The sequence below is a fragment of the Enterococcus sp. DIV1937 genome, assembly GCF_050535975.1.
Lineage (GTDB): Bacteria > Bacillota > Bacilli > Lactobacillales > Enterococcaceae > Enterococcus > Enterococcus faecalis.
Window position 1 is genome coordinate 2424573 of the sequence record NZ_CP172909.1, and the last position, 17942, is coordinate 2442514.

At 37.5% G+C, this 17942-nt stretch carries 11 protein-coding genes; 5 read left to right on the forward strand and 6 right to left on the reverse strand.

What is annotated here, in order from left to right:
- Window positions 1-65 precede the first annotated feature (65 nt).
- The 5 genes from IGL13_RS11700 to IGL13_RS11720 all read right to left on the reverse strand — a co-directional run bounded on the left by IGL13_RS11700 (window position 66) and on the right by IGL13_RS11720 (window position 8638).
- Window positions 66-1253, reverse strand: a complete 1188-nt coding sequence (locus IGL13_RS11700; protein ID WP_002378775.1) for a restriction endonuclease subunit S — start codon at window positions 1251-1253, stop codon at window positions 66-68.
- Complete coding sequence (locus IGL13_RS11705) at window positions 1250-2842, reverse strand: type I restriction-modification system subunit M (RefSeq protein WP_002378777.1); 1593 nt, start codon at window positions 2840-2842, stop codon at window positions 1250-1252. The genes IGL13_RS11700 and IGL13_RS11705 overlap by 4 nt, the downstream gene beginning before the upstream one ends.
- 22 nt (window positions 2843-2864) lie before the next feature.
- On the reverse strand, window positions 2865-5852 hold the full coding sequence (locus tag IGL13_RS11710) for a DEAD/DEAH box helicase family protein (protein ID WP_002378778.1): 2988 nt from the start codon (window positions 5850-5852) through the stop codon (window positions 2865-2867).
- Between the two features lie 173 nt (window positions 5853-6025).
- Window positions 6026-6931: an EcsC family protein gene (locus IGL13_RS11715; RefSeq protein ID WP_002401609.1), complete on the reverse strand. Its 906-nt coding sequence runs from the start codon at window positions 6929-6931 to the stop codon at window positions 6026-6028.
- Between the two features lie 33 nt (window positions 6932-6964).
- Complete coding sequence (locus IGL13_RS11720; protein ID WP_002378780.1) at window positions 6965-8638, reverse strand: PucR family transcriptional regulator; 1674 nt, start codon at window positions 8636-8638, stop codon at window positions 6965-6967.
- 127 nt (window positions 8639-8765) lie between these two features.
- On the opposite strand from IGL13_RS11720, the gene IGL13_RS11725 reads away from it, so the two are divergent.
- The 5 genes from IGL13_RS11725 (at window position 8766) to IGL13_RS11745 (ending at window position 15332) form a co-directional block, all read left to right on the forward strand.
- Complete coding sequence (locus tag IGL13_RS11725; RefSeq protein WP_002361070.1) at window positions 8766-9632, forward strand: DUF2877 domain-containing protein; 867 nt, start codon at window positions 8766-8768, stop codon at window positions 9630-9632.
- Window positions 9610-11169, forward strand: coding sequence for an acyl-CoA synthetase FdrA (fdrA, locus tag IGL13_RS11730; RefSeq protein WP_002378781.1), 1560 nt, complete (start codon window positions 9610-9612; stop codon window positions 11167-11169). The genes IGL13_RS11725 and fdrA overlap by 23 nt, the downstream gene beginning before the upstream one ends.
- Window positions 11156-12580 (forward strand): DUF1116 domain-containing protein, encoded by a 1425-nt coding sequence (locus IGL13_RS11735; RefSeq protein WP_002378783.1) that lies wholly within the window; start codon window positions 11156-11158, stop codon window positions 12578-12580. Before fdrA ends, IGL13_RS11735 begins: the two co-directional genes overlap by 14 nt.
- Window positions 12581-12622: 42 nt before the next feature.
- On the forward strand, window positions 12623-13792 hold the full coding sequence (locus IGL13_RS11740; RefSeq protein ID WP_002378784.1) for a hypothetical protein: 1170 nt from the start codon (window positions 12623-12625) through the stop codon (window positions 13790-13792).
- A 100-nt stretch (window positions 13793-13892) separates the two neighbouring features.
- Window positions 13893-15332 carry a helix-turn-helix domain-containing protein gene (locus tag IGL13_RS11745; protein WP_002401611.1) on the forward strand — a complete coding sequence of 480 codons (1440 nt, stop codon included), beginning with the start codon at window positions 13893-13895 and terminating at the stop codon, window positions 15330-15332.
- Between the two features lie 5 nt (window positions 15333-15337).
- Here the strand turns inward: IGL13_RS11745 and IGL13_RS11750 are convergent, their stop codons facing one another.
- Entirely contained in the window at window positions 15338-17890 is a 2553-nt protein-coding gene (locus tag IGL13_RS11750; RefSeq protein ID WP_194180215.1) for a cation-transporting P-type ATPase, read from the reverse strand.
- Window positions 17891-17942 lie beyond the last annotated feature (52 nt).

Here is a 17942-nt window from a genome sequence, read left to right on the forward strand (position 1 = left end):
ATTGTTGATGAACGAATCATCTTTTTTATTATCTCGGAGGTAGGAAAGTGTGTAAATATTCAGTTTTATATGAACATATTTTGGAGGTAGGATTTTTTTAGGGATTTTAGGATATGGATTTTTTTCTGTTGAATATCAATAGATACTTCTATGCATCTTAATAACTCTGCTATTTTTTTTTGTTCATTATTAGAAGGAATCAGAACAAAAGTATTCTTAACTTTATCAGCATTTAAATTTGCTTGTGTTCCTGTGGAGATTAAAGTAATCCATTCATTGAATACTTCTTTTTTTATTAAATAGTGATAAATGTAATTTCTTGTATTAATATCTTCAAATATCATATTGTAAAAAGCTTGTGATGTTGCTATATCTAACTTTAAAATAGCAACTTTTCCTACTGAAGCATACATAGCTAAAGATATAGATTCTTTTGGAACAATCCAAGCAGAAGAATTTTTAAGTCCCTCTAAACTAATACATTTTTCAGTTGTATAAATATATCCATTTGATTTAGTTATATCTGATATACTCAAAAAAGGTATATCTCCATTATAATAGTCAGAATTACTAGAAGTTGGTGTTCCACCAGAACCGCCTTTTAAAAATAAATTCTTTAACTTACACTGTTCCCATTCTCCCTCAAAATCAGCAAATCTCACCCGAGGAAGAGTCTCATCTTTCTTTGGAAACATCAGCTGTAAATAAGCCTTCTTCAACTCTTTTAGCTGTTCTAACTTACGCTGATGAAGAGTGATAGATTTAATAAGGTAATCCAAAAATGAAAATATCTTCAATTGTTCTAGCTCTGATGGATATTTTATTTCCATATCTGCAATCATATTTAATCTAACAGAATCTACAGATGTTTTCGCTGTTAGAGAACGAACTCTACGGTGAAAATTTAAAGAAAAATAGTAATAAAAATATTTTGCCGAAATTTGTTTATTAAAATCATACATTCTGTATACACGTTGATGCAAATTGTATTTCCCAGACACATAATGAAAAACTCTTCCTGTACCAACTCCATCTCCGACTGTAAGTACAGCTTCTTGGTCATAAAGAAAATAATTACTTCGTTCTATATTTTCAGAACGTACATAAAAAGGATATTTTCCATTTTCTACTTTATCTTGTGTATTCCCCTTACCTGTAGAAATTTTACATAACTCTTCAGCCTTACACTGTTCCCACTCTTCACTAAACCCACGAAACCGGAGTCGAGGGACCTTTTTCATCTCGTCCCTCATCCTCCAAACACCTCTTTCGTGGCATCTATCAGTGCTTGGGTTTCTTCCGTTACCACTAGGTCATCAAGCATAGATAATAACTCAGCTTCTACTTTTTTTATTTCCTCGTTAGTATTTTTAATGTCGTTGTTTAGCGCCACTAAATCAACAGGTGGCTCTTCTTCGTATGTGTCAACATATCTAGGGATATTCAAATTATAGTCATTTTCTTTAATTTCATCTAACGTTGCGAGATGTGAATATTTCTCTATTTCTTTGCGCTGAACCACAGTATCGACAATTTTATCGACATCTTCTAGGCGCAAATGATTTTGTTTTTTTAATTTTTCAAATTCTCGACTTGCATCAACAAATAAAATATCAGAAGCCGTACGATTTTTTCTTAAAATCAAGACACAAACTGGAATAGATGTATTCAAGAATAATTTATCTGGGAATCCAATCACTGTTTCAATTTGGTGTTTGTCAATTAACGCTTTTCGAATACGACCTTCTGCGGCTCCTCTAAATAATACGCCGTGAGGTAAAATAATCGCCATTCGGCCATTGTCTTCTAAATGGTATAAACAATGGAGTAAAAACGCATAATCCGCTTTGGTTTTCGGCGCAATACCATATTCACGCCAACGAGGATCATCTTCACGATCTTTATTGTTCCAATGAGCTGAGTAGGGTGGATTTGCCATGACCGCATCAAACATTCTTGGATTATCTTTCCCATCTACTACGCCATCTGGCCAGTCACTTTCAAGTGTATCCGCATGATTAATACTGATATCATTGTACTCTACACCATGCATCATTAAGTTCATTCGCGATAAGCGATACGGTGTGGCATCTTTTTCTTGCCCAAAATATTTAATCATACCTCGCTTATGTGAATTTTTCATATAGCTAGCTGTTGTTAACAACAACGACCCCGAACCAACCGTTGGATCATAAATTGAAAAACTTTCCTCTTCCTCACGACCAGATGTTAAAATTCGTGCCATTACGTTAGAGATTTCTTTCGGTGTATAGTATTGACCCATATCAGAAGCCAAGACTGTTGCAAATTGAGCAACTAAATATTCATAGATATCTGATACTGTATCATCACTACCTGACAAATCAAATTCTGGTGAAGAAAGCAGCTCAATCATTGAAATCATGACACTAGCACGAGCTTGTGCATTCGCGCCTAAATCGGCACTATCAAAGCGCATACCATCAAAAATCCCTTCAAAATCGCCTTTTGCTTCAAAGGCAATTTGCTGATTGAAATGACCAAATGTATCAGTCATCATCCCAATATTAAAACGATCTTCATCGATTGCTTTTTTCCAATCATCAAAAAAATCATTTGGTTGAATCGCATAACCTAAGTTTTTTTGCATATATTCTAATGCTTTTGAGGGATTCTGTGCATAAATGTTTTCCCAAGTTTCTCCACGTGTGACATCATCTAGCCAACGTGTTGCTTTTTCTGATAGGTATTTATAAAATAAAATACCAAAAATATAATCTTTATATGCTGTCAAACCAATTTGTCCACGTGTTTGATTCAACATCGCCCACATCTTCGTTTGTTGTTCTTGTGATAAAGCCATCGTATTCTGTCCTTCTTTCTAATTATAATGAATTGAAAAATTTCATTAGGGCCTCTTCAAACTCGGCGGCACCAAAAAAGTCAATATTTTCTTCTTTTTCGATTTCACGAACTAAATCTGCCAAATTAGGATTATCAATGAGTGTGTGACCAGGTAAAAATAAATCAAATGCCTCAACTACTCGATTTCCATTTACATCTTGGTCAGCCGCCCATCGCCGAATTTTCAATTCTCGAAGATTTGTCCGTCTTTTCTTACGCTCTTGTTGAAGCGTTTCAGTAGTGAAGTGTTCCGTAATTTCACCAGATTCAATATCATCGACAATTTCATTAATTTCTTGACGACTTTCATCATCCATTGGAGTAATATGTTTATCAATCGCTTCTCGATTATGCTCTGTTTTTTCATCCATAAAGTTATTTAACAATTCAACTAACATATCATAGTCAATAATTTCATGGTCAAAAAATTCAATTCCTATTTTAATTTCAGTTAAATCGGGGCGTTCTGATTCAGGTAGTTTTTCTTTAGTATCATATAATCTCGCTTGTAACGCGCCAAATTCGTCAGTATTGGCAATATCTAAACGGATCATTTCACCAGTTGGTTCATTGTTATCATCTAAAACATCAATCTCGGTTCCTAACTCATATCCTTGCTGAATCAATTGTTGAATCTTACTCTGCGCTGGAAAAGCCAAGTTGACAAATTCTCTGATATCATTAGTTCCACGAGGCACTTGGCTAAAATCATCCCCTGCTAGTTCTTTTAGACGAGCAATTGTTCCTTCTAATTCTTGGATTTGATGACTTTGTGGTTTAGCTAAAATATCATCATTTTCTAAATCTTTAAGTTCTTGATTTCCAGCTTCTTCTTCCGCTTCTTGTAATGTATCGTTTCCGCCTCGTGTATAGATACGCAATGCATTTTCTACATATTCTTTCATGGCATCGCCTTGGCGATAGAAGCGAACTTTTCCATGTGGTTTACTGTCACGGTTCAGCGTTCGATTGGTACGCGACATCGCTTGAATCAGCATACCTTCTTTAAGCATTTTATCCATATAAATCATGTTAATAAATTTTGAATCAAAACCTGTGAGCAGTTGATCTGAAACAATCACTAAATCTAAACGATCTTCTTCTTTTCCTTGATTGTATGGTTTCTTACGAGCTAGTCGTTTAGTAATATCAATCATATACGCACGTGCTGGGTCTTTCGCAGAAAGAATACTTGGTACATTGAATTTTTCTGTGTAAGCCTTAATTGCTTTTTTTAAAGCTTCATTTTGCTCTTTTGTACCATTTTTATTTGATTCATCCGTTGAAAAAGTCATGGTTACATTTAAGTGCGGTGCTTTTTCTTTAAAAATATTGTAGTAATGTACTACTGCTTGTTTACCAGAGACTGCTAACATTGCTTGAAAAGTATTTTCTTTTCGGACCCCACCTATTAACGGTCCGCTAGAGGTTTTTTTCCAATTGTCCAAAATGTCTTGAACGACTTGACGACGGTAAACATCACTTTGATAGACTTCTTTTTCATATTCTTGTTCAGAAAAATCACTTTCTGCATTTTCAACGACCCAATGAGGCTTGAAATAAGTGACGTCAAAGCCTAGAACATTGCCATCACCAATTGCATCTTTAATGGTATAGGTATGCAATCGTTTCCCAAAAATATCATGTGTTGAAATGTCTCTTGATGTTGTCACATCGTTAATTTCATCACTATAAAAATTGGGCGTTCCAGTAAAGCCAAACCATGTTGTTTTCTTAAATGCTTTTTTTATTAACTGAACAGATTCACCGCTGGCACTTCGATGCGCTTCATCCATGATAATGACATTCCACTCATCATTTGTTAGACCATTTTTCACCGCTTTTGTTAAACCTTGAACAGAAATTAGTAAAATTTGTGAAGCACCTTTATGTTTTAGTTCTCGTTTAAGTTCACGGCCATTAACTTTTTTGATTCGTTTTTTAAAGTGCATATACGCAAAGTCTTTAAAGTTTTCTAATGTCTGGTCAATTAAATCGACACGATCAACAATAAACAAAACGTTGCGAACTCTTGGCGCAGAAGCTAATAATTGAGCAACTTTAAAAGAGGTCACCGTTTTACCTGAACCCGTCGTATGCCAAATATAACCGCCTTCTTTTTCAATTAGGCCACTGGATTCCATTTCTTTCATACGTTGTAAAATGCCTCGTGTTGCTTGAATTTGATAGCTACGCATAACCATCAAATTATCATTTGATGCATCTGGAATCATATTGACAGTGACTAACCGATGTAATGCAGGAATCCCCATGACTTGGTGAGCAAATTCAAAAGCATCTGTAATATCTTTATTTCTTTCATCACGCCAGCCAAAAACAAATGTTTTATTATAATGTTCAAAGGCATTAGGTCGTGCAAAATAATGCGCTGAGTGTTGACTTAAAATAAATTGGACTTGTACAAAAGCAAATAAGCCCTCATATAATCCATCGCCATGATAGCCTTTCAATTGTTCAAATGCATGCCATTGATTTTGTAAATGTTCATCTTTTTCTTCGATATGCGCAACAGGAATTCCATTAATCAATAACGCTAAATCAATAATTCTCTTGGATGTTAAACCTTTAGGTAAATTATTAAACATTACTTGGCTAACAACCTCATAACGTGAACGACCACCAGCCACATCATCTGAATAAAAAATTTCAATTTCTAAACTTGATCCATCATCCCGAACAAGCGGAATTGAGCCAACACCACCTGCTCCAACCAATAATAATTGAGCATCGTAAGGTGTTCGAATACGTTGTAATTCTTGGAGAATCATTTTGAATTCATTATCAGATAACGGTGTACCATTTAATTTATGTGCATTTGTTTCATTTAATACATCGTGCCAATGCTGCTCTAACTTTTTAATACTTACATTCGATAAGTCTCTACGATAAGTCCAACCCTCAGACTCAAGCTTTTTTATTAACGCTTCTTCAAATTTTGCTTCTGCCAATTAAATACTTCCTCTCGCTTTTAATGAGAACAAATTCCGTAAATAAAGCCTTTTCTCTCGCTCTAACAACAAGAACTTACGCTGTCATACAGTGTAAGTGTAATGAATTACCCCAACTTTTTCAATAAAAAATGGAATCTTTATTGAAAAGATTCCATTTTTTATTGATTAAATTATCCTTCTTGTATAATCGTTTCTTTTAGCTTTATATATTCGGCTTCTGTCAAAATCTTTTTCTCAAATAAGGCATGTGCTCGCTCTAGTTTACTAAAAATATCGTCCGCATGTTTAGTTGTTTCTGTTTCAGGTTGTTCTGAAATAACTTCAAAATCGGCTTCTAAAATTTCTAAATCTTTTTCTGCATCTTCTTGAGTATAGCCTATGTTTTTACTTAATTCATCCTTTAACCTCATAGCCATTGGTTTCATAGAGGCATAATTAATGCCGCCGGAAACAACGCCGCCTAAAACGGGAATTGCTTTAGAAACACCTTTCGCAAAAGTTGCTTTTGTTAATTTTGCCCCAAAAACAGCTAATATTTTTTTCAATATTGGGAAGAGAAACGTTTTTGTCAAAGCTTTTTGTGGTAGACGTTTTAGCGCTTGAATAGACAACCTATTAGACAAAATCCGAACGACCGAACCAGCTGACGTTACCCCTAACATGATTCCCAGGTATAAAATCAGTGTATTTTTGGCTTCTTCTGTCAATTCATCTTGATTGTTCCATAAATCATGGTAGCCATAAATATAAGAAATTTCTTGCGCTAATTTCAAAGAATAGCCATAGAATTGCGCAATATCTGCGGGAATGGTAGCTGCCATAGCCAGACCACCTGGAATTCCTGTCGCAAATGAAATTGCGCTCGACTGCATAACTGCTTGGTTAATACATTTTTGGGCGGCTCGGTCTAGTTCTTTTTTTGATAAGACTTTTTCTGGTCCGTCATCAAATAATTCTTGTACATTGTCCACTTTATCTTGAAACATTTTTGTCAAAAAAGCATTTCGATTCACTTTGACACCAGGTAATTTTAACGACTCATTCACTACTTTCAACGCTAATACTTCTTCTTCCAACTGTAGGCCTCCTATTTTTACGCATAAATTCTCTTACAGTGTACTCCTTTTATCTTTCAAAAACAACGCCACTTCCAGCGCCAACAAGTCCACTTCCTTATCAAAATCCAACAGCACTAGCTGTTCAATTTTCTCCAATCGTTGTAACAAAGTATTACGATGAATAAAGAGCTTTTTGGCTGTTTGAGACAAGTTTCGTTTTGATTGAAAATAGACATTCAGTGTATGGACAAAGTCTGTATGTTGCTGTTGATCACTTTTCAGCAATGGTTGAAGATATTTTTTTCTGAGGGTTGCTTGTCCTTCTGCTAAAAAATAACGTTGCAATGTCTGTCTAAAATGAAAATTCGCGTAGGAAGCAATCCTCATTTCAGGTTTTTCTGCAACGAATTGGCGTTGAAAGGCTAAAACGTCAATCGCTTGTTGATAAGATTCATGAATCTGGGTCAGACCTTGAATCTTAGGTCCTATTGTTAGGAAAAGTTCCACATCTTCTTGTACTTTCATTAACTGATTTATACTACTTTGTGCTAGGCGTTGCATCATTTTCAGATAATCGCCTTCTTTTTCAGGTGGATTTTCAACTAATAAGACAAAGGAACTGTCAATTTCAATACAAACAATTTTTTGTTTGTCCCCTAAAATAACTTGGTTTAGCTGGTTACCTAAAATAGACATTCTTTCTTGCCTTTGGCGTTCATTTAAGGTTAATGAAATTAGCAAAATCGCATAGGGCTTATCTATTGCCAAGCGATAATATTGTTGAAATTGTTGGAAAACAGCTTGGTCCCTTTTTTCATGCGCAATCAGCTTAAAAAATAATTCGTTTCGTTGTTGGTATTCTTCAAATTTCCGTGAGTATTCCAATTGCAATTGTAAAAGTAAGTAATGAGCTGTGATTTTAAAATGAGCCACGTCGACTGGTCGTAATGGGGCCAAGGTGTTCCAGACGAGTAAATAATATAAAATAACATTTTTCTTTTTAATTGGATAAATTTCAATTGGCACCACTTGGTTCTGGAGTTTCAACTGTAAATGAATCGGTTCTTGATAAAAGCGTAATAATGGATGACTTTGTTCCAGCAATTGTTTTTGGAACTCTGAGGTTTCATGTCTATCTTCTAAAATGCTAGAAATACGAATTGGATTTTTAGGCAAGTCAAAAAAATTAACTCCTTCAAAATGGTCATTCAATAACAAGACAGGATTTTGAATGGTTTCTGCTAGATCCTGCAGCAAATGAAAACTGCTACTTCCCGTTTCTAAGATTTGATAAATTTTATTATGCAATGCGGTTTCTTGCGCATTCATGTCAAATTGTTCTAACGTGACACGACTTTTCAATACGTCAGCAATTTGCGAAAAGGTATAATTGTAAGGAATTGCTAAAATAGGAACGTTCATTTCATCTGCTAATTTGATTAGGTCTGGTGGAACTTCTTCAAAATAACGTTGGGTTTTAAATCCCAAGGCAGCACAATGGTGTTTGGCTAGTTCTTTCAAAAAATTTTTCTGTAATTTCCGATCATCTTTAAATATGTACCCTGTCGTTAACAGCAGCTCACCTGCTGTTAGCCAATCTAAAATATCAGGATTTTCTAAAATATTGACTTTTAAAATCGGTTGGTCCTGATTTTTATGTCCTGCCACTAAGGTAATGCCAGGTAATTCTTCTAACGTTAATAAATCACTCACTTTTAACATCATTTATCCTCCCAATGTACAAATTGTCCATTCAAACTTGTAAATCAATGTCATTTTTAGCAATTGTTTAGCGTGCTGGATTCTTTTATTATGAAGTCGTGAAAGCGCTATTAAAAAGGAGGTCGTTGGAATGACAAAAATTTTAGCTTATGACCAAACGATTTTATCGAAACTCCCTCATCAAACATTGACTAGTTTGCAATGTTTTACGCACGCTATTAATTATGGTCATGTAGACACCCAAGAAATTCTCTTGACCATTTCAACGCATCCCGAACATATAGCACCTAACACGATTATACTCGATGAAAAAAAACTTAGCCATTTCGCTGATTTACCTGTCCAAATTGAGCCCCTGTTTATCCGGTTAGGCCGACGACAATTAACACTAGCCGATGCCCAAATTTGGCAACCAACGCCACTTTATTTAACACCCAGTAAAACAAAAATAGCTATTTTTTTAACGTATATTCAGCAAACTCGTTTCAATCCTTGGCAAGCGCTTTTTCCTGCTTCGCCGTCAACCTTTCTTTTTGATTCTTATAGTCGGACCCAGATTCAAAAAGAAATGATTCATTTTCAACAGGCTTGGGAGCAAAAATCTTTTAAAATAGCTCTTGATTGTTTAACGAAGATTTTGGGATTGGGGATTGGTTTAACCCCCACTGGCGATGATTTTATCACAGGATTACTTGCTAGTTTTTCTGCATTACAGCAACTTCCCTCGAATTTCCAACAGCTGGCTGTGCTAGCCAAGGAACGAACGAATGCGGTCAGTTATGCGGAAATCCATGAAGCAGTGAACGAGCGGTTTTCTCAGCTAGTTCAGCGTGTTTTTTTATCAATTGAAAGTGGAAATACAAACGAAATGGCTCAAGCGGTTTCAGCTTTAGAGGAGGTGGGCTCAACTTCAGGAAGCGACATACTTTGCGGCATTATTTTTGGTTTAAAACTATTTTGTGAGGAGAATAATCATGACAATTCAAACAGTAATTAAAGAGAACGCCTATTTTGATTCAGTTACTTTAATGACCATTTCAACACGAGCCAATGAACTGGCTGGAGTTAAAACCGCAATGATTGGGATGGGAACCGACATGAATCTTGAAGTGATTCGGAATGTTGGTTTATATACACCCGCCTTGGATCATGTTACAACGGGCGATTTATTAATTGTTTTAGATCTTGATGACCAAGCGAACTCAGAAGAAATTTTACAGCAAGTCGACGAGTTATTTACGAAGAAAAAGAAAACCGCTTCTTCTGAAGTAACCTATAAGACGTTAGATTCAGCCCTTCATGAAGAGCCTGATGCCAACTTAGTTGTAATTTCTGTCAATGGAAAATTTGCTGCACGAGAAGCGCATAAAGCTTTAGATCAGCAAAAACACGTCATGCTCTTTAGTGATAACGTGACGGTTGACGAGGAATTAGCGTTAAAACAAAAAGCACACGAAAAAGAACTGTTTGTGATGGGCCCTGATTGTGGAACAGCGATTATTAATGGCGTCGGGTTATGTTTTGCTAACGAGGTACGTTCAGGAGATATTGGAATTGTCGGCGCTTCTGGTACAGGCAGCCAAGAAGTTAGTGTTCAAATCCATAAATATGGTTATGGGATTTCACAATTAATTGGTACTGGTGGCCGTGATTTGTCTGCTGAAATTGGTGGGCTGATGATGCTTGACGGGCTGGATGCTTTAATGGCTGACGAACAAACTAAGGCAATTTTGCTTATTTCTAAACCGCCTGCTCCAGAAGTAACAGAGAAAATTTTAAAAAAATTAGCTGTTTCAACTAAACCAGTTGTTATTTATTTTATCGGCAGTGAACAAACGGAACGAAAAATAGACAACGTCACTTTTGCTACTTCTTCTCTGGATGCAGTTCAAAAAGTGATTCAATTTAGTCAAACACAGGAAGCGGAAACCAGCCTCTATCAAAATCCGACAGGCGCAACGTTAACAGCCATCCAACAGCAACAAGCCCCTTCTCAAAAATTTGTTCGTGGGTTGTTCTGTGGTGGCACTCTTTGTGATGAACTTTTATATGCTTTAACAGAAGTCTCTGATGATGTTTATAGTAATATTCATAAAATTCCTGAACGACAATTAGCAAATCCTGACCACAGCCAAGCACATACATTGATTGATTTCGGTGATGATCGTTTCACAGAAGGCCGCCCACATCCAATGATCGATCCGACTTCTCGGATTACTCGCATTCTTCAAGAAGCCAAAGATCCTGAAGTGGCAGTTTTAGCGTTAGATTTTGAATTAGGTTATGGTTCTCACGAAAATCCTGTTGGCGTGTTAGCGGAGGCGTTAAAGGAAGCCAAAGCAATAGCGAAAGCAGATGGTCGTGAGTTAGCCATTATTGGCTATGTTTTAGGGACCGAAGAAGATCCACAAGATATTCATGAACAGCGGAAAATTTTAGAAGATTTAGAGGTTCTCGTTGTCGACAGCAGTCATCAACTTTGCGAAGCCACCAAAACTTTTGTAAAAGGAGCGAACGAACATGAGCAGAAATGATCTTTTTAACCAGCCTTTAGATACGATCAATGTAGGCATTGACTTTATTCATGAAGATATGAAAAAACAAGGGATTCCTTCACATCAAGTAAATTGGGCACCGCCAGCCAATGGTGACCCAGAGCTATTAAAATTATTGGATCAATTAAAAAATCCAACACTTTATGAAAAAATCCAACAAGCCAACGAAGAAGCGGTTACCCGCATTATTCAATCAAAACCTATTTTAGTAGGATTTGATAAAGCAATTAATGTCATGCCCGATATGACTGAAAAGACCATTTTACATGCTGGGCCACCCATTACTTATGAAAATATGTGCGGACCGATGAAAGGTGCCGTTCAAGGAGCGCTTGTTTTTGAAGGATTAGCAAAAGATCTAGCTGATGCCGATCGGGTTGCTCGTTCTGGCGCGATTACGTTTTCTCCTTGTCATGAACATGATGCCGTTGGTTCTATGGCTGGCGTGACTTCTCCGAATATGTACGTTCATATTATCAAAAATGAAACGTACGGCAACACGGCTTTTACTAATTTAAGTGAACAATTGGCGAAAGTTTTACGATTTGGTGCAAATGATCAATCCGTCGTGAATCGTCTGATTTGGATGCGCGATGTTTTAGGTCCATTACTTCATGATGCCATGACTTTTTGTCCAGAAGGCATTGATTTACGCTTAATGCTTTCGCAAGCCTTGCATATGGGCGATGAGTGTCATAATCGCAATGTAGCTGGAAGTACGTTGTTAGTCCAAGCATTAACACCTTACATGGTTCAAACTGATTTTTCTCGTGAACAATTAAAAGAAGTATTTGAATTTCTTGGCAGTTCTGACTATTTTTCTGGTCCAACTTGGATGGGTGCCGCTAAATGTGCGTTAGATGCTGGTCATAATGTGGAGAATAGTACAATTGTCACCACCATGTGTCGCAACGGGGTCGAATTTGGGATTCGTGTCAGTGGGATTGGTGGAAATCACTGGTTTAAGGGGCCTGCCCAACGGGTGATTGGTCCGATGTTTGCTGGTTACACACAAGAAGATGCTGGTTTGGATATGGGCGATAGTGCTATTACAGAAACGTATGGTGTTGGCGGATTTGCCATGGCAGCTGCACCAGCAATTGTCCCATTAGTTGGCGGAACAGTGGCAGAAGCATTGAATTATTCAAAAGAAATGCTGGAAATTACTACGAAAGAAAATCCCAATGTCACGATTCCTGTTTTAGATTTTATGGGGATTCCTTCAGGCATCGATGTCTTAAAAGTCTTAGAAACAGGGATGCTGCCTGTCATTAATACTGCTATTGCTCATAAAGAACCGGGGATTGGTATGATTGGCGCTGGATTGACTAATCCGCCAGCAAATGTCTTTAACGAGGCACTAAAAGCTTTAGTAGCTAAAATAAACTAATTTCAAAAACTTAGTAAAATGTCATTTTTTTGGAGCGATCATATGAAAAATAAATCGATCAATTACGAAGCCGTTTTAGCTCTTGTTGTAAAAATTTTTTTGGGAATGTTCCTGTATTGGATCATGAATGGCTTTCGACATGTGTCTAACTTTTTTCCTTACAATGACGTAGTTACCAAAGTGAATCAGCAGGGATTTTACAAATTTATCTATTTTGTTATGAACTTCACGGAAGGGGAATTTTACGGTGGACTTTTTACAACGCTTTTCTTACTAATCGGCGGTCTGATTGCTTGGCAACTTTATCGGAAAAATTCAAAATGGCAGGGATTTGCAATTGCTGGTGGTTCTGGTGCTTGGCCTTGGGTACTTGCTTCTCAGCTACTTTCCCTCTTTTTAACTATTTATGTTTTTGATTTTACACGCTTTTTTACAAAAGAAGTGTTGTGGTTACCAACGTTTATTGTGGTGGTCGGCACGCCGCCAGCTTTAACGCTCGTTTATGGTCCTGGCTGGAAAAAATTAGGAACGATTTCTCTGTTGAGTGCGCTTTTCACCTTTCCGTTTGCCAATTGGCTGAATGCGCAATTGATGCCCCTTTTAAATGTACCTGGGACAGTTTCCAACGTTACCACAATGGCTTTTGTTGGCTGGATTGTTTCAGCCATCTGTCATCAACTTCCTTGGATGGTTCCTTCCGCTCAGAAGCGGCAAAAACAACCTAAAATTGAAAATACGCAAACCTTTCAATGGTCAATACGACGCACTTTTGCTGACTTCTCCGAAGCTTGGTTTTATGGAAATGAGTTAGTTGGAGGTTTGGTAATTCTAGGCGTTTTAACAGATTGGTTTGTCAATATTAATCATATTACAAATGGTTCTGGCTTGGTTCCTGACATTTTAATGGGACAAATGATTGCTTCGGCTGTTGGTGTTTTTCTTTATCGAAAACATTTCGCTGAAGAAGGTTGGTATCCAACGTTTATGCCACTGGTCAGCATTGTTCCTGGTGTGATTTTAATGATGGGTGGTGGCTTTTGGCTTTCCCTGACCATCGCCGTTTTAGCAGGAATTAGTGCGGCCCCTGTCGGTAGCTATATTGCTAAACGATTACCTCCGTTTGTTCCTGGTGCTGTCGGCTTTGTATCAGGAATGGCTGTTGTAACCATTTTATTGTCAGCCGTTTTGCATACATTTGATATTTTTGTATAGTGAATAAAAAGAAGCGAATGACGATTCGCTTCTTTTTTTAATTGACCAATCCCCTTTTTATCCGTATTCTTAAGCAAAAGGAGGTTTTGCCATGTACTCCATGTTAAAACGTGTGATAACGGAAAAAGATTTGCTTCGGCAAATTCGTTTGTTGGAACAGTTGTTAAATGTTCCTCAGCTGACAGCCAAGCGTTTAGCCACGCAAATCCAGACGACAGAGCGAACCGTTTTTTCGGATTTACAGTATATTCGCAGTCAATTACCCGCCGACTGGTCCATTGAAACCGATAGCAGTGGTATTCGGTTACGCAATCAGGGGAATGCGCAAACCAATGAGCTTTGGTCATTATTTTTACCTCAATCCATTAGTATTCAACTATTAAAAGAGCTACTATTTACGAAAGAGTTAGTGACAACTTCTTTTTTGAGCACTAGTGGTGTTTCTTATGAAACTTTGAAGCGACATATCAAAAAGATGAATCTGGCCTTACGTGATTTTCATTTAACGATTCAGCTAACCACAGCCACCATTCAGTTAATCGGGGCAGAAAGCAATATTCGGATTTTTTATCATCGTTTGTTGGTGCCTTTTACTCATAATAATTATTTTTTTGACGATTATTCTATTCATGAGGAGCATTATTTCCAATTTTTGAAACAAGTTTACAGTAGTGAGTTGACGGTGGAAACGGAAGAAATTTTTGGTGCTTGTTGGTTTTTCATTAACACGATTCGCAACAAAGCCAATTGCCGAGTGAGTCAATTTTCTTTTGATTCAAAAGATGTCTTGTTTCAACTTTATCAACCGTCCTTGGCAAAGCTTTATGCTTCTGAAGGCATCTATTTGCAAGGAGAAGAAAGTTTTTTCGCCTTCTTTTGTTTCTTAGAAAGTTGGAATTACGATAATGTCTATGGCGAAACGTTGGCTTCTGCGCTCCACACTCATTACAGTCAGCTGCGAAAGTCGTTACAACAGTTTGTCACTAATTTGTCCACTGAAGAAGCCCGGCCTGATTTAATCCAAACAAATTTATTGGATAATCTGTTATTGTTATTCATTAAATATACCGAGTCCCCAACACTTTCTGAGCAATTTCAATTGGAATATCAAGAATTAATGACCGAACAAGCCGCAGAGGACCTTGCGTTATCAAAGAGCAACCAAGAACTTTTGGAGATTTTATCTCGCTACACCACGATTGAAGAACCGACTTATTTTCTTAGTTTGGCTTCTTTGTTAGAAAAACAAGCCAGTTATTCTATTCAGACGCAAACGATGACTGCCTATTTCCTCTTTCAAGGGGAACCTGCTTGGAAAGCTTTTTTACAACAAGAATTAGCTGCTTATTTAGGTACTCGTGTGAAATTACAAGCCATTGAATATGTGGAACTAAGCCAGTTGACGTTAAATGAAGTCGACATAATTATTTCCAATTTTCCCTTGGATCATCTTGATCTTCCTGTCTTTTATCTCTCTTTAATTCCAACAAAAAATGAACTCCGCCGACTAGCAGAGCTCACTCTTCATTCTTATTTTTAAAGGAACTAGCGAGGACATTCGCTAGTTTTTTTGCTTTCTTTCGTCATGAATCGTTTGGTTATATATTTTTCCCCTTCAACAAGGAAAAACAGACTCACAACATGGACGAAAATCATTGCTAATTGAAGGCCATTTAAAGAAGTTGTGCCAATTAATTGCTGCGCTACTGGCCAGTAAACTACTAGCGCTTGTAGTAAAAAGAGGATTCCTAATGAAGCAAACAACACTTTATTTTGGAAAAATCCTGTGCTTAACGACGGATCAACCAACTTACGACAGTTGATCATATACGCTGCTTGCGCTAAGACGATACTTTGTAAGAGGAACGTTTGCTGTAAGGCTTGGCCCTCAAATTGTAACGCCATGAGGTAACCTGGCACCATAATGAGTACCGACACATAGACGATTCTAAAAATACTGTACTTTGTTAAAATGCCTTCGTTGACATCTCTTGGTGGTCGTTTCATGGTATCAGCACTCGCTTTTTCAAAACCTAATGCATAAGACAAAGTAATCGTAGTTACCATGTTTACCCATAATATCTGGACAGGTGTCAACGGTAGAGGATGATTCATTAAAAGCGCCCAGACAACAATTAAACCTTGTGCCAAAGAAGTTGGCAAGAAGAAAGTAATCGTCTTTTTCAAGTTATCAAAAATGCGGCGTCCTTCTTTCACGGCTTTAGCAATCGTATGGAAATTATCATCTGCCAAAACCATATCTGCGGCTTGTTTGGTTACTTCACTTCCTTTAATTCCCATGGCAATTCCGACATCGGCTTTCTTTAGTGCTGGCGCATCGTTTACACCATCGCCGGTCATTCCGACAATTTCGCCATTGTTTTGTAACGCCGTGACAATTCGTAATTTATGTTCTGGCGTCGTTCGTGCAAATACATCGACTTTTTGAACGTGCTGAGCTAATTCTTCATCTGACATAACATCAATTTCTAATCCTTCAAGGACTTTTTTCGTATGCTTTAAACCAACCTGCTCGCCAATGGCTTGCGCTGTATCTTTATGGTCTCCGGTAATCATTTTGACGGAAATACCTGCTTCTTGAGATTCTTTGACGGCTTGAATGGCACTTTCTTTTGGCGGATCGATGATGCCTGCCAGTCCAGCAAACGTCAATCCTGACAATGTTTCATGTGTCAGTTCCTGTTGTGACGTAACTGTCTTATAAGCGAAACCTAATACCCGTTGTCCTTTTTGCGCTAATTGCGCAGCTTGTGCTTGCCAAGCACCTTTTTGATTATCAGATAACGTAGAAAGTTGTAATAATACTTCTGGCGCACCTTTGACATAAATAATTGAACCTTCTGCTTGCGGATGGCGAGTGGCCATGTATTTGTAACTTGAACTAAACGGAATTTTCTTTTCTACAGGGCGTAAAGACAGTTGATCCTGATCAACATATTGTAATAAAGCTAACTCGGTAGGATTCCCTTGTAAGTCGGCGATTTTTTGTTGGTCTTGTAATTTCAATTCTTGACAGTTGGCCATAATCTCTTTGACAATGGTCATTTCTTCAGTCACTACATCCATTACCGTCATTTCATTTTTAGTTAGCGTTCCTGTTTTGTCTGAACAGATAACTGTCATTGAACCTAATGTTTCAACGGAAGGCATGCCTTTAATAATCGCATTTTCTCTAGCCATCTCATGAACACCCATCGATAAAATCATCGTTAACACAGCAGGTAAGCCTTCTGGAATCATTGCTACAATTAATGCAATCATCGCAGAAAATAAGAGGCTCCATTCCATGCCATGACGAAAAGTGGTAAAGAAAATCAGAAACACGATCAAGACCATAATCCCTTGGAAAATTTGCTTGTTTAATTGGTGCATTTTCCGCACGAGCGGCGTTGTTTTTTGATCTACTGACTGCAACGCGTGATTAATTTTTCCAACTTCAGTGGAATCTCCTGTTTCTACTACAACGCCTAAGGCTGAGCCCGCTTGGACAAGTGTTCCTGAAAAAGCCAAATTCTTTTGATCGCCTGTTGGCAATTCTTCATTCAAGGAACCGGTAATTTTCTCCACGGCTTCTGATTCGCCTGTCAAAATTGATTCTTCAATCATCAGATTATGAACATCATATAAGCGCAAATCTGCTGGGACTACATCGCCAGCTTGTAACGTGACTACATCTCCCAGAACCAATGTTTCAGAAGAAACGGTTGTTTTTTGTCCATCAATTAGAACGACTGCCTCTTGGCCCATCATCTGTTTCAGGCCGTCTAATGATTCTTCTGCTTTACGCTCTTGCCAATAACCGACAAAGCCATTGACAAGTACCACTAGAAAAATGATACTTCCTTCGACCACTTCGCCTGTGGCAAATTTTAGAATTGCGGCAGCGAGTAAGACCACCATTAGTAAATCTGTAAAATGTTTGGCTAGCTTTTGCCACGTTTTCAGTTGTTGTTTTTCTTCAATTTTATTTGGACCATTCGTTTGTAAACGTTGCTGACGTTCTTCGCTAGAAAGACCCGTTTGCTTCGTCTTAGTCTGCTCGATTACTTTTGTTGAGGAAAGTTGATACCATTTCATTTCGTGTACCTCCTATTTACTTGATACCTTTATTATAGAGAGGATTTTCTTC

Excerpts from the sequence above, each read along its gene's own strand:
- IGL13_RS11750 (WP_194180215.1), bottom strand. The coding sequence starts at position 17,890 with ATGAAATGGTATCAACTTTCCTCAACAAAAGTAATCGAGCAGACTAAG.
- IGL13_RS11705 (WP_002378777.1), bottom strand. The coding sequence starts at position 2,842 with ATGGCTTTATCACAAGAACAACAAACGAAGATGTGGGCGATGTTGAAT.
- IGL13_RS11745 (WP_002401611.1), top strand. The coding sequence starts at position 13,893 with ATGTTAAAACGTGTGATAACGGAAAAAGATTTGCTTCGGCAAATTCGT.
- IGL13_RS11735 (WP_002378783.1), top strand. The coding sequence starts at position 11,156 with ATGAGCAGAAATGATCTTTTTAACCAGCCTTTAGATACGATCAATGTA.
- IGL13_RS11725 (WP_002361070.1), top strand. The coding sequence starts at position 8,766 with ATGACAAAAATTTTAGCTTATGACCAAACGATTTTATCGAAACTCCCT.
- fdrA (WP_002378781.1), top strand. The coding sequence starts at position 9,610 with ATGACAATTCAAACAGTAATTAAAGAGAACGCCTATTTTGATTCAGTT.
- IGL13_RS11740 (WP_002378784.1), top strand. The coding sequence starts at position 12,623 with ATGAAAAATAAATCGATCAATTACGAAGCCGTTTTAGCTCTTGTTGTA.
- IGL13_RS11700 (WP_002378775.1), bottom strand. The coding sequence starts at position 1,253 with ATGAGGGACGAGATGAAAAAGGTCCCTCGACTCCGGTTTCGTGGGTTT.
- IGL13_RS11720 (WP_002378780.1), bottom strand. The coding sequence starts at position 8,638 with ATGATGTTAAAAGTGAGTGATTTATTAACGTTAGAAGAATTACCTGGC.